At 67.0% G+C, this 14,276-nt stretch carries 6 protein-coding genes; 5 read left to right on the forward strand and 1 reads right to left on the reverse strand.

Annotation, left to right across the window (positions count from 1 at the left end; genetic code table 11):
• Positions 1–339: 339 nt before the first annotated feature.
• Positions 340–1,659: a M20 family metallopeptidase gene (locus ACMGRF_RS16510; protein WP_049410704.1), complete on the reverse strand. Its 1,320-nt coding sequence runs from the start codon at positions 1,657–1,659 to the stop codon at positions 340–342.
• A 186-nt stretch (positions 1,660–1,845) separates the two neighbouring features.
• Between ACMGRF_RS16510 and ACMGRF_RS16515 the strand changes: the two genes are divergently transcribed.
• The 5 genes from ACMGRF_RS16515 (at position 1,846) to yccS (ending at position 14,181) form a co-directional block, all read left to right on the forward strand.
• Positions 1,846–3,090: an efflux RND transporter periplasmic adaptor subunit gene (locus tag ACMGRF_RS16515; RefSeq protein WP_049410679.1), complete on the forward strand. Its 1,245-nt coding sequence runs from the start codon at positions 1,846–1,848 to the stop codon at positions 3,088–3,090.
• A gap of 74 nt (positions 3,091–3,164) precedes the next feature.
• The gene (locus ACMGRF_RS16520) at positions 3,165–6,398 is read left to right on the forward strand and encodes an efflux RND transporter permease subunit (protein WP_111097353.1); all 3,234 of its coding nucleotides are present in this window, start codon (positions 3,165–3,167) and stop codon (positions 6,396–6,398) included.
• Positions 6,399–6,429: 31 nt separating this feature from the next.
• Positions 6,430–9,552 carry an efflux RND transporter permease subunit gene (locus tag ACMGRF_RS16525; protein WP_049410673.1) on the forward strand — a complete coding sequence of 1,041 codons (3,123 nt, stop codon included), beginning with the start codon at positions 6,430–6,432 and terminating at the stop codon, positions 9,550–9,552.
• A gap of 286 nt (positions 9,553–9,838) precedes the next feature.
• On the forward strand, positions 9,839–11,908 hold the full coding sequence (locus ACMGRF_RS16530; RefSeq protein ID WP_049410672.1) for a TonB-dependent siderophore receptor: 2,070 nt from the start codon (positions 9,839–9,841) through the stop codon (positions 11,906–11,908).
• 95 nt (positions 11,909–12,003) lie between these two features.
• The gene (gene yccS / locus ACMGRF_RS16535) at positions 12,004–14,181 is read left to right on the forward strand and encodes a YccS family putative transporter (RefSeq protein WP_049439062.1); all 2,178 of its coding nucleotides are present in this window, start codon (positions 12,004–12,006) and stop codon (positions 14,179–14,181) included.
• The last annotated feature ends 95 nt before the right edge of the window (positions 14,182–14,276 follow it).

The raw sequence follows: 14,276 nt of genomic DNA on the forward strand, positions 1-14,276 counted from the left end.
GAGGCTTAGCCGCGCCATCCATGGCGCGGATACCCCGCCAGCCCCACCCGCCCGGCCCCCCCGACAGATTTCTGCCGCCGATCCACCACGGGAAAGATCAGAAAATCAAAATCCGATCCTTCGGACATTTTCGATGTCTGCCATCCACGCATGGCGTGGATTTACCGGCAAGCCACGGGATCGGGTCTGGAGGAAAGCCCCCCGAGTCAGGGGGCGGCCGCGAAGCGGCAGGGGTCTGGAAGCTGGTAAGGGGGGCCCACCGTTCGCGCAGCGAACTGTGGGAGCGACAGCGCGCATGCGATGTCGCGTACCCAGGGCTGCAAGCCCTGCCGGTAACCCTTACCCCGCCGGAGTACCGGCACCGTGCAGGTAATCCAGGCTCACCTGCAGCAGCGCACGCAAGCCCACATCCAGCGCCTTCTCATCCAGCAGGAACTTCGGCGAATGGTTGGCCGGCGCCGTCGCCGGGTCGATGCCCACGCTGGTGGACCCGACGAAGAAGAACATGCCCGGCACTTCCTTCGCGTACAGCGAGAAATCCTCCGCGCCCATCTGCAGCGGCGGCTCGTACACATTGTCCTTGCCCACCACCGCCTGCAGGCTCGGCAGCATCTTCGCGGTCAGCGCCGGGTCGTTCACCGTGGCCGGATTGCCCTCCGATTCGTAGATGTCGGTCACCGCCTTCGCACCGTGCGCGGCGGCCGTGTGCTCGGCCACGTTGCGCAGGTCGGCGAAGATCTGCTGGCGCATGCCTTCGTCGAAGGTGCGGATGGTACCGACCATCTCCACTTCATCGGGAATGATGTTGTAGCGGATGCCGCCGTTGATCGCGCCGAAGGTCAGCACGGCCGGCTGCTTGGACAGGTTGGCGCGGCGGCTGACGATGGTCTGCGCGGTCCCCACCAGGTCGGCGGTGGCGACGATCGGATCAACACCGTTCCACGGTGCCGAGCCATGCGTCTGGCGACCGATCACCTTGATCCCGAAGCGATCCGAGGCGGCCATCAATGGGCCGCCGCGCACAGCGATCTGGCCGGCCTGCACGCTGGAGAACACATGCAGGCCGAACACTGCCTCCGGCTTGAAGTCGGCAAACAGCCCTTCCTTCAGCATCAGTGCGGCACCGCCCTCTTCCGGCGGCGGCGCGCCTTCCTCGGCCGGCTGGAAGATCAGCATCACCTGGCCCGGCAGGTCCTTCTTCATTGACACCAGCGCTTCGGCCACGCCGAGCAGGGTGGCGGTATGCGCGTCGTGCCCACAGGCATGCATCACGCCCACGGTCTGCCCGCGGTACTGGTCGGTGGCCCTGGAGGCGAACGGCAGGCCGGTCTGCTCGGTCACCGGCAACGCGTCCATGTCCGCACGCAGTGCGATCTTCGGGCCCGGCCTGCCGCCCTCGATGATCGCCACCACGCCGTGGTGGGCGATGCCGGTCTTCGGCTTCAGGCCCATCGCACGCAGGCGCTTGGCGACCTCGGCCGAGGTGCGCGCCTCGCGGTTGGACAGCTCCGGGTGCTGGTGGAAGTCACGACGCCATTCGACCACCCGGGCCTGCAGCCGCTGCGCGGCGGCGGTCACTTCCGGGCGTTGCCCGTCCTGGGCATGGGCAAGCGCCGGCATGGCCAGCAGCAGGGCGGACAGCAGCAGCGAACGGCGCATCGCAATCTCCACAGCAAGAGGGTTCCAGCTGAATGTAGGGCAACACCGGCGCCACGGGAACCTCCGGCGCCGCATCCGGTCTTAGCGCCCGTCCCATCCGTCATGCAGGAAACGTGATGTGGCACAGGTATGCTTTGCGCATTGTCCCGGCGTCCCGTCCGGTCCAGCCCTCTCGGAGTCCTCGTAATGTCACGTGTTTGGAAGATCGTGCTGCTGGTCGTGGCGGTGCTGGTGCTGGCCGTGGTCGGCCTGCGCGTCATCGGCGGGGGCAAGGACAAGGCGGGAAAACCTGCTGCGGGCGCGCGCCAGGGCGGCGAAGATCCGAATGCCGGTCCAGTGCCGGTGACCGTGGTGGAGGCCACGCGCCAGGACGTGCCGGTGTATGCCAGCGCGCTGGGTACGGTGACCGCGATGAACACTGTTACCGTCAGCCCGCAGGTCGGCGGCCAGCTGATGAGCCTGAATTTCCGTGAAGGCCAGGAAGTGAAGCAGGGTGATGTGCTGGCGGTGATCGATCCGCGCACCGCCCAGGCCAGCTACGACCAGGCCGCGGCAGCCAAGCGCCAGAACGAGGCCCTGCTCGCCACCGCGCGCTCCAACTACCAGCGCTCGAACGCGCCGGAGTATCGCCAGTACGTCGCCAAGACCGATCTGGATACACAGCGAAACCAAGTGGCACAGTACGAAAGCGCCGTGGCCGCCAACGAGGCCAGCATGCGCTCGGCGCAGGTGCAGCTGCAGTACACCCGGGTCACCGCACCGATCTCCGGCATCGCCGGCATCCGTGCAGTCGACGCGGGCAACGTGGTCAGCGCCGGCACCGCGCTGGTCACGCTCACCCAGATCCATCCGATCCACGTACTGTTCAACCTGCCCGAGCGCCAGCTCGGCGATGTGCGCCAGGCGCAGGCCGCCGGCACGGTACCGGTGGCGGCGCTGGACCGCGCCGATTCGCACGTGCTGTCCGCAGACGGCAAGCTCGATGTGGTCGACAACCTGATCAGTGCCGACAGCGGCACGTTCAAGGCGCGCGCCGTGTTCGACAACACCGACAACGGCCTGTGGCCGGGCCAGTTCGTCAACGTGCGCATGCAGCTGCGCACCATCGGCGGCGGCGTGGTCATTCCGACCCAGGCGGTGCTGCGTGGCCCGGACGGCGAGTACGTCTATGTCGTGCAGGGCGACAACACGGTGAAGATGCAGACCGTGCGCAGCGGCGTGGAAGTGGGCGACAGCCAGGTGCAGATCGCCGAAGGCCTGAAGGGCGGCGAGCGGGTGGTCAGCGAAGGCCAGTTCCGCCTGAAGCCGGGCAGCAAGGTCACCGCGCTGAAGCCGGGCGAGACCCCGGCCGCGCCGACCGAGGCCGAGCTGAAGGCGGCCGAGCAGAAGAACGGTGGCGGCGGTGGCCGTCGCGGTGGTGGCCCGCGCTGAGCGCAGGCCACGGTTCTCCCTCGCGCCGGCGGACCTGCCGGCGCCGACATTGAAGTGACAGCAAGGATCCGTCCGTGGGCTTTTCGACGATCTTCATCCGCCGCCCGATCGCTACCTCGCTGTTGATGGCGGGCCTGTTGCTGCTGGGCATCCTCGGTTACCGCAAGCTGCCGGTGTCGGCGCTGCCGGAAATCGATGCGCCCAGCCTGGTGGTGACCACCCAGTACCCCGGCGCCAACGCCACCACCATGGCCTCGCTGGTCACCACGCCGCTGGAGCGCCAGTTCGGGCAGATCTCCGGGCTGGAACTGATGACGTCGGATTCGTCGGCCGGGTTGTCGACGATCATCCTGCAGTTCTCGATGGACCGCGACATCGACATCGCCGCGCAGGACGTGCAGGCGGCGATCCGCCAGGCCACCCTGCCCTCATCGCTGCCCTACCAGCCGGTGTACAACCGGGTGAATCCGGCCGACGCGGCCATCGTCACCCTGAAGCTGACCTCTGACACGCGTCCGCTGCGTGACGTCAACAACTACGCCGACTCGATCCTGGCCCAGCGCCTGTCGCAGGTGCAGGGCGTCGGCCTGGTCTCGATTGCCGGCAACGTGCGGCCCGCCGTGCGCATCCAGGTCAATCCGGCGCAGCTGTCGAACATGGGGCTGACCCTGGAACAGCTGCGCAGCGCGCTGACCCAGGCCAACGTCAACGCGCCGAAGGGTTCGTTGAACGGCAAGACCCAGTCCTACAGCATCGGCACCAACGACCAGCTGGCCAGCGCCGCCGAGTACCGCGACACCATCATCAGCTACAAGAACGGCCGCCCGGTGCGGCTGTCGGACGTGGCCGAGGTGGTCGATGGCGTGGAGAACGACCAGTTGGCCGCCTGGGCCGATGGCAAGCCGGCGGTGCTGCTGGAAGTGCGCCGCCAGCCGGGCGCCAACATCGTGCAGACCGTCGAGCGCATCCGCGCGCTCCTGCCGCAGCTGCAGGGCGTGCTGCCGGCCGACGTGCACCTGGAAATCTTCAACGACCGCACCGAGACCATCCGCGCCTCGGTGCATGAGGTGCAGTTCACCCTGATCCTCACCATCGGCCTGGTGGTGGCGGTGATCTTCGTGTTCCTGCGCCGCCTGTGGGCCACGATCATCCCGTCGGTGGCAGTGCCTTTGTCGCTGGCCGGCACCTTCGCGGTGATGGCCTTCGCCGGCATGTCGCTGGACAACCTGTCGCTGATGGCGCTGGTGGTGGCCACCGGCTTCGTGGTCGACGATGCGATCGTGATGATCGAGAACATCGTGCGCTACATCGAGCAGGGCAAGAGTGGCAAGGAGGCGGCCGAGATCGGCGCGCGCCAGATCGGCTTCACCGTGCTGTCGCTGACGGTTTCGCTGGTGGCGGTGTTCCTGCCGCTGCTGCTGATGCCCGGCGTCACCGGCCGCCTGTTCCACGAGTTCGCGTGGGTGCTGAGCATCGCCGTGGTGCTGTCGATGCTGATCTCGCTGACGCTGACCCCGATGATGTGTGCCTACCTGCTCAAGCCCGATGCCCTGCCCGAGGGCGAGGACGCGCATGAGCGCGCGGCGGCGGCCGGCAAGCAGAACCTGTGGACGCGCACCGTCGGCCTCTACGAGCACAGCCTGGACTGGGTGCTGGGCCACCAGCGCCTGACCCTGGCCGTGGCCGGTGGCGCGCTGGTGCTGACCGTGCTGCTGTACGTGCTGATCCCCAAGGGCCTGCTGCCCGAACAGGACACCGGCCTGATCACCGGCGTGGTGCAGGCCGACCAGAACATCGCCTTCCCGCAGATGGAGCAGCGCACCAGGCAGGTGGCCGAAGCACTGCGCCAGGATCCGGACGTGACCGGCGTGTCGGCCTTCATCGGCGCCGGCAGCATGAACCCCACGCTCAACCAGGGCCAGCTGTCGATCGTGCTGAAGGAGCGCAGCCAGCGCGATGGGCTGGAGGAGATCCTGCCGCGCCTGCAGAAGGCGGTGGCCGGCATTCCGGGCGTGGCGCTGTACCTGAAACCGGTGCAGGACGTGACCCTGGATACCCGCGTGGCCGCCACCGAGTACCAGTACTCGCTGTCGGACGTGGATTCGGCGACGGTGGCGACCCAGGCCACGCGCCTGACCGAAGCGCTGCGCAAGCGCCCGGAACTGGCCGACGTCGACAACAACCTGTCCAACCAGGGCCGCGCCCTGGAGCTGAACATCGACCGCGACAAGGCCAGCGTGCTGGGCGTGCCGATGCAGACCATCGACGACACGCTCTACGATGCGTTCGGCCAGCGCCAGATCTCGACCATCTTCACCGAGCTCAACCAGTATCGCGTGGTGCTGGAAGTGGCACCGGAGTTCCGCACCAGCACCGCGCTGATGGAACAGCTGGCGGTCGCCTCCAACGGCGCCGGCGCATTGACCGGCACCAATGCCACCAGCTTCGGCCAGGTCACCTCCTCCAACTCGTCCACCGCCACCGGCATCGGCGCGCAGAACACCGGCATCACCGTCGGCGCCGGCAACATCATTCCGCTGTCGGCGCTGGCCGAAGGCAAGGTCAGCAGCGCACCGCTGGTGGTCAGCCACCAGCAGCAGCTGCCTGCGGTGACCGTGTCGTTCAACGTGGCGCCGGGCTATTCGCTGTCCGAAGCGGTGCGAGCGATCCAGGAGACCAAGGACAGCCTGGACATGCCCGCCCACCTGCATGCCGAGTTCATCGGCAAGGCCGCCGAGTTCACCGGCAGCCAGACCGACGTGGTGTGGCTGCTGCTGGCCTCGCTGGTGGTGATCTACATCGTGCTGGGCGTGCTCTACGAGAGCTACATCCACCCGATCACGATCATCTCCACGCTGCCGCCGGCCGGCGTCGGCGCGCTGCTGGCGCTGATGCTGTGCGGGCTGAGCCTGTCGGTGGATGGCATCGTCGGCATCGTGCTGCTGATCGGCATCGTCAAGAAGAACGGCATCATGATGGTGGACTTCGCGATCGAGGCGCGTCGCGCCGGTGCCAACGCGCACGAGGCGATCCGCCGTGCCTGCCTGCTGCGCTTCCGCCCGATCATGATGACCACCGCCGCAGCCATGCTCGGCGCACTGCCGCTGGCGCTGGGCACCGGCATCGGTTCGGAACTGCGCCGCCCGCTGGGCATCGCCATCGTCGGTGGCCTGTTGCTGTCGCAGCTGGTGACGCTGTACACAACGCCGGTGATCTACCTGTACATGGAACGTTTCTCGGAGTGGCTGGCACGCCGCCGCGAGCAGCGTGCGCTGCGCGATGGTTCGCTGCAGGAGCCGCAGGCATGATCCACGCCCCGCTGCCGTGGGCGGCCGCACGATGAACCTGTCCGGTCCCTTCATCCGCCGCCCGATCGGCACCGCACTGCTGGCCATCGGCCTGTTCATGGTCGGCCTGATCTGCTACCTGCGCCTGGGCGTATCGGCGCTGCCGAACATCGAGATCCCGGTGATCTTCGTGCATGCCAGCCAGTCCGGCGCCGACGCGGCGACCATGGCCTCGACGGTCACCGCGCCGCTGGAACGCCACCTCGGCCAGCTGCCGGGCATCGACCGCATGCGCTCGTCGAGCTCGGAAGGCAGCTCGCTGGTGTTCATGATCTTCCAGAGCGGCCACAACATCGATTCGGCGGCACTGGATGTACAGACGGCGATCAACTCGGCACAGGCCGACCTGCCCTCGGGCATGGGCTCGCCGATGTACCAGAAAGCGAACCCGAACGACGACCCGGTGATCGCCATCGCGCTGACCTCGCAGACGCAGTCGGCCGACGAGCTCTACAACGTGGCCGACTCGCTGCTGGCGCAGCGCATCCGCCAGATCAGCGGCGTCGCCTCGGTCGACATCGCTGGCGCGTCGACGCCGGCGGTGCGCGTGGACGTCAACCTGCGCCTGATGAACGCGCTGGGCCTGACCGCCGATGACCTGCGCAACGCGGTGCGCGCGGCCAACGTGACCTCGCCCACCGGCTTCCTCAGCGATGGCAACACCACCACCGCGATCATCGCCAACGACTCGGTGGCACGCGCCGCCGACTTCGCCGACCTGGTGGTCAAGACCCAGGGCGACGGCCGGGTGATCCGGCTGAAGGACATCGCCAACGTCTACGACGGCCAGCAGGATGCCTACCAGGCGGCCTGGTTCGACCACAAGCCGGCGGTGGTGATGTACGTGTTCACCCGTGCCGGCGCCAACATCGTGGAGACCGTGGACCGGGTCAAGGCGCAGATCCCCACCCTGCGCGACTACCTGCAGCCGGGCACCACGCTGACGCCGTACTTCGACCGTACGCCGACCATCCGTTCGTCACTGCATGAAGTGCAGATCACCCTGCTGATCAGCCTGGCGATGGTGGTGCTGACCATGGCGCTGTTCCTGCGCCGGCTGGCCCCGACCCTGATCGCGGCGGTGACCGTGCCACTGTCGCTGGCCGGCGCCGCGCTGGTGATGTACGTGATGGGCTTCACCCTGAACAACCTGAGCCTGCTGGCGCTGGTGATCGCGATCGGCTTCGTGGTCGACGATGCGATCGTGGTGATCGAGAACATCATGCGCCACCTCGACGAGGGCATGCCGCGCATGCAGGCGGCGTTGACCGGTGCGCGCGAGATCGGCTTCACCATCGTCTCGATCACCGCCTCGCTGGTGGCGGTGTTCATCCCGCTGCTGTTCGCCAGCGGCATGATGGGTGCGTTCTTCCGCGAGTTCACCGTCACCCTGGTGGCGGCCATCGTGGTCTCGATGATCGTCTCGCTGACGTTGACCCCGGCGCTGTGCAGCCGCTTCCTCAGTGCGCACGACCACAGCGCGCCGCCATCGCGTTTCGGCCGCTGGCTGGACGCCGGCCACGAGCGCATGCTGCGCATCTACACCGTGTTCCTCGACTTCTCGCTGCGCCACGCGCTGCTGTTGTCGCTGACGCCGCTGATCCTGATCGGCGTCACCATCTTCCTGTTCGGGGCGGTGAAGAAGGGTGCGTTCCCGCCACAGGACACCGGCCTGATCTGGGGCCGCGCCAACTCCAGCGCCACCGTGTCGTTCGAGGACATGGTCGCGCGCCAGCGCCGCATCACCGACATGCTGATGGCCGACCCGGCGGTGAAGACGGTGGGTGTACGCCTGGGCAGCGGCCGCCAGGGCTCCAGTGCACAGTTCAACATCGAGCTGAAATCACGCAGCGACGGCCGCCGCGAAACCACCGCACATGCGCTGGCGCGACTCAGCGCCAAGGCCGATCGCTATCCCGACCTGCAGCTGCGCCTGCGCGCGATCCAGGACCTGCCCAGCAACGATGGCGGCGGTTCCAGCCAGGGCGCGCAGTACCGCATTTCCCTGCAGGGCAACGACCTGGCCGCACTGCAGGAATGGCTGCCCAAGCTGCAGGCGGAACTGAAGAAGAACCCGAAGCTGCGCGACGTCGGCACCGACGTGGACAATGCCGGCCTGCGCCAGAACATCCAGATCGACCGTGCAAAGGCCGCGCGCCTGGGCATCACGGTGGGCGCCATCGACGGCGCGCTGTACGGGGCGTTCGGCCAGCGCCAGATCTCCACCATCTATTCGGACATCAACCAGTACAGCGTGGTGGTCAATGCCCTGCCCTCGCAGACCGCCACCCCGGCGGCGCTGGATGAGGTCTACGTGCGTGCGCGCAACGGCGACATGGTGCCGATCACCGCAGTGGCCACGCAGATGCCTGGCCTGGCCCCATCGCAGATCACCCACGAGAACCAGTACACGACGATGGACCTCAGCTACAACCTGGCTCCCAACGTGAGCATGGGCGAGGCCAAGGCGATCATCGACGCGACCGTGGCCGGCATGCGCATGCCCGGCGACATCCGCCTGGCCGACGATGCGGGCTTCGGCTTCAACTCCGATCCCAGCGACATGCTGATCCTGGTGTTCGCCGCAATCCTGACCGTGTACCTGGTACTGGGCATGCTCTACGAGAGCCTGATCCACCCGGTCACCATCCTGTCCACGCTGCCGGCGGCGGGTGTCGGTGCGCTGCTGGCCCTGTTCGGCACCAACACCGAGCTGTCGGTGATCTCGATGATCGCGCTGGTGCTGCTGATCGGCATCGTCAAGAAGAACGCGATCATGATGATCGACTTCGCACTGGTGGCGCAGCGCGAGCATGGGCTGGCGCCGCGCGATGCCGCACGCGAGGCCAGCATCGTGCGCTTCCGCCCGATCATGATGACCACGATGGTCGCGATCCTGGCGGCAGTGCCGCTGGCCATCGGCCTGGGTGAAGGGTCCGAGCTGCGCCGCCCGCTGGGCATCGCGATGATCGGCGGCCTGCTGTTCTCGCAGAGCCTGACCCTGCTCAGTACGCCGGCGCTGTACGTGATCTTCTCCTGCCTGGCCGAGCGCTGGCGCGCCCGCCGCGCGCGCAGACGCGAAGCGAGGCTGCTCAAGCGCGCACAGCGGGCGTAGTAGAGCCCATCCACGCATGGCGTGGATCTAGTTCTCGGTACTGCGAATCTGCCGGCCAGCGGCCGGCACTACCACGGGCACGGAGGGTGGGTGCGGACCGTTGGTCCGCACGCCTCCGGGTTTGACGTGCTGTAACGAAAAGAGAACAATTCCTCTCCAGCCATGGTCCTGCGCCCCTTCGCGGCGCCCCGCTGCCCTCTCCGGCAAGCCTGCGTGATCCCAGCCATCAACCTTTCCCCCCATGCGGGCGGATGGCGCGTGGCCGTTCGCCGAGGATGACTGAACCATGCTCCTGCACCCGCTCTGCCGCCCGGCCCTGCTTGCCGTTTCCCTGTCACTGGCCTGTGCCGCGCATGCCCAGTCCGTACCCGAGCGCACCAATCGGAACCGCAGTGCCACCGATCTGGATGCGGTGAAGGTCACCGCCGAACGCACCCACGCCGATACCGGCGCCCTTGGTGATCGCGTGCTGCGTGATACCCCGTTTGCGATCACCGCCGTGGGCCGCGAGCAGATCGAGCAGCGCCAAGTGGTCTCGCTGGGCGAAGCGTTCCTGCTCGACCCTTCGGTCACCACCCAGGTCAGCGCCTATGCCAGTGGCTGGAGTTCGCCGATCCGCAACCGTGGCATCGACCTGAACTTCGACAGCTATCGGGTCAATGGCCTGCAGGTCTCCTCGTGGGGTACCGAGTGGCCGCTGGAAGTGATGGAACAGGTCGATCTGCTGAAAGGCCCGGGCGGATTCCTTTACGGTTTCGGTGCCCCCGGTGGCATCGTCAACTACATCACCAAGAAGCCGACCGACACGCCCACCTTCTCCGCCCAGCTGGGCTGGCGCGAGCAGGGCATCGTCAGCGGCGGGATGGACGTCGGCGGCCGCTTCGGCAACGAGCAGATGTTCGGTTATCGTTTCAACGCCTACCGGGAAAAGGGCGAAACCTTCAACGGTGGCCACGTCGATCGAAAGGTGGGCGCACTGTCGCTGGACGCGCGCCTGAACGACGCACTGATCTGGACCTTCGACGGCGTGTTCCAGTCACGCGACCTGCGCGAGGAATCGCCGCAGTACTACTTCCGCGGACTGACCTCGTTGCCACGACCGATCGCCGGGAATTCCGGCAACAGTGTACCCGGCACCTACTACGACACTCGTTCCAGCCTGTTGTCGACCCGCTTGGACTGGCAGATCAACAGCGACTGGAAAACCAGCCTGAGTTATGGCGTCACCACCTCGTGGAATGACGTCAACAAGATCTTCGCCTACATCGATTCGCCCAATGGCGACTATGACGTCAACGTCTATGAACTGGGTGGCAAGAGCGAGTGGAAGCTGGCGCAGGCGATGCTGCAGGGCAGCTTCCACACCGGTCCGCTGCAGCATCAGGTGGTGGCAGGCATCAGTCACCAGACCGGGCTGGGCTGGGACCGTCCCTACGAATGGAGCCTGATCGGCCGCGCCAACCTGTACCAGCGCCATGCCATCCGCCATGACGCCGTCGGTTCACGGGTGATGACCCGCGGCGACGAGACCGTGCAGCAGGCCGTGTTCGCAAGCGATACCGTCGATCTCGGCAGCGGCTGGTCGGTGCTGGCGGGCTGGCGCTACAACGATTACGAGACCAAGGGCCGCTACCACACCTATCCGGTCACACCGACCTATGCCGTGATGTTCAAGCCCAGCGAGGCGGTCACCCTCTACGCCAGCTACATCGAATCGCTGGAAGCGGGCAGCCGCGTAGGCAACAACTACGTCAACGCCGGTGATGTGCTCGACCCGACCCTCAGCAAGCAGTACGAGATCGGCGCGAAGGCCGAGGCCGCGCGCTGGAATGCGAACGTGGCGGCGTTCCGGCTGGAGCGTGGCGCAAATATCGATGAACTCACACCGGCCGGCAAGCGCCTGGTGCAGGACGGCATCACGCTGTACGAAGGCATCGAAGCCAGTGCCGACCTGCACCTCAGCGATGTCCTCACGGTTGGCGGAGGCGTCACCTGGCTTGACCCGACCTACGACAGGCTGTCCCCGGCCAGCGTCGCACAGGAAGGCAACCGTACCGCCGGTGCAGCGCGCTGGAGTGGGGTCGTGCACGCCACCTACCAGCTGCCGTGGGTGGATGGGCTGGAGTCCTACGCCGCGGTGCGCTATTACGGCGATGTCTGGTACGACGCCGACAACACCCTGAAGCTGCCCGACTACACGCTGGTCAATGCAGGCATCGGCTACCGCCTGCTCGCCTCCGGTCATCCGGTGACCGTGCGCGCCAGTGTCGAGAACCTGGCCAACCGGAAGTACTGGTCCAACGCCGGCACAGGCCTGCCACGCACGTTCGCTGTGAGCGTGCGATTCGACATGTAAGGCCCGGCACCACCGTGGGTGCGGATCGTTGGTCCGCACTCCATATTTCACGCGCAGCCCGCAATAATGGTGGAAGACCCTTCCACCGAGCCTGCATGTCCGCCCGCCACTCCCGCCTCAGCCGCCTGTGGGCCCACGAAAAGGCCAGCTACGGCCTGCGCGTGTTCATCGCGCTGACCGCGGCCGTGGCCGTGTGCTGGCAGTTCGAGGCGCTGACCGCCCTGCCCGGCGTGTTCCTCGGCATCATCGCAAGCGCCATCGCAGAAACCGACGACAACTGGTGGGGCCGGACCAAGGCCGTGGTGTTGTCCCTGTTGTGCTTCTGCATTGCGGCGGCTTCGGTGATCTGGCTGTTCCCGTGGCCGTGGATCTTCATCGGCGCGCTGGCACTGTCCACCTTCGGTCTGACCCTGCTTGGCGCGCTCGGCGAGCGCTACGCATCGATTGCCCAGGCCACGGTGACGCTGGCGATCTACACGATGATCGGCCTGGAACAACATGGTGCCAGCGACCTGCACAGCGCACTGGAAGCGGTCAGCCATCTGCTGGCCGGTGCGGTCTGGTACGGGCTGTTGTCGATCCTGTGGACCGCGTTGTTCGCCAACCGGCCGGTGCGCGAACGCGTGGCGCGGCTGTACCTTGAATTGGGCCGCTACCTGCAGCTGAAGGCTGCGCTGTTCGAGCCGGTGCGCGAAGCCGACCTGCAACGTCGCCAGCTCGACCTGGCCGAACAGAACCGCCGTGTGGTGGGTGCACTGAACGAGGCCAAGACAGCGATCCTGGCCCGCTTCGGCCGCTCCGGCCGGCCCGGGGTGAACTCCGGCCTGTACCTGCGCCTGTACTACATGGCGCAGGATTTCCACGAGCGCGCCAGTTCCTCGCACTACCCGTATGGCGCGCTGGTGGACGCCTTCTTCCACAGCGATGTGCTTTACCGCTGCCAGCGCCTGCTCGACCTGCAGGGCCAGGCCTGTGCCCGCCTGGGCGAGGCGATCCGGCTGCGTCGTCCGTTCGTATACGGCGAAAGCAACCAGCAGGCCGGGCGCGACCTGGCCGACGCGCTGGCCTACCTGCGTGACCAGCAGCGCCCGCAGTGGCAGCGCCTGCTCGGCTCGCTGGACCTGCTGGTTCACAACCTGCGCAGCATCGAGCGCCGCCTGCTGGATGCCGAACGTTCCGAAGCCAGCCTGGACAACGTCGACACCCGCCTGCGCGACAGCAACCCGCATACCCTGCGCGAGATGGGCGTGCGCATCCGCCAGCAGCTCACGCCCGGCTCGGTGCTGTTCCGCCATGGCTTGCGCATGGCACTGGCGCTGATCGCCGGCTTTGCAGCGATCCGGCTGTTCAATGCGCAGAATGGTTCATGGGTACTGCTGACCATCGTGTTCGTGTGCCGGCCCAACTTCGGCGCCACCCGCCAGCGCCTTGCACAGCGCATCGTCGGCACCGTCGCCGGACTGGTGCTGACCTGGGCGCTGCTGCAGCTGTTCCCGCAGCTGCACGTACAGCTGCTGATCGCACTGCTGTCGGCACTGTTGTTCTTCTTCACCCGCACCGACCGCTACCTGGTGGCATCAGGCGCGATTACCGTGATGGCGCTGACCTGCTTCAACCTGATCGGCGATGGCTTCGTGCTGATCGTGCCGCGCATGGTCGATACGGTGTTGGGCTGCGCGATCGCAGCGGCGGCAGCATTCCTGATCCTGCCTGACTGGCAGGGGCGCCAGCTGCATCTCGTCCTGGCACGCGTGCTGGACACTGCGGCTCGCTACCTGGATTCGGTGCTGGGCCAGTACCGCAGCGGCATGCGCGACGACCTGGCCTACCGCATCGCCCGCCGCGACATGCACAACGCCGACGCCGCGCTGTCCACCGCGTTGTCGAACATGCTGCGCGAACCCGGCCACGTGCGCCGCAACCTGGATGCCGGCTTCCGCTTCCTGGCGCTGTCCAACACGCTGCTGGGGCATCTGTCGGCGCTGGGTGCGCACCGCGACCAGGTGGACAGCTACGCTGGCGATCCACTGGCGCTGGCCGCGGGCGATCGCGTGCGCAAGGCACTTCAGCAGCTGGCGACGGCGCTGACCGCGCGGCAACCCGTCGCGGAAGATGACAACGACGCCGACCGCGCGGTGGCCGCCGAGCTGGAGCAGATCGACGAGGCGATGCCGCCGAAACTGCAGTTGATCCGTACCCAGATGGCGCTGGTACTGCGCATGCTGCCGAAGGTGCGTGCAGCGGCCAATGAGGCGGTGACCAACCTGACCTGATCCCTCATCGCTGATCGGGCGTCCCATCCACGCACGGCGTGGATCTGCTGCGCTGCGTGCAACGGCGCGTTGCACCTGGCGATGCAGTTCGATCA

The organism is Stenotrophomonas sp. EMP41 (assembly GCF_047495535.1).
GTDB classification, from domain to species: Bacteria; Pseudomonadota; Gammaproteobacteria; order Xanthomonadales; family Xanthomonadaceae; genus Stenotrophomonas; species Stenotrophomonas sepilia.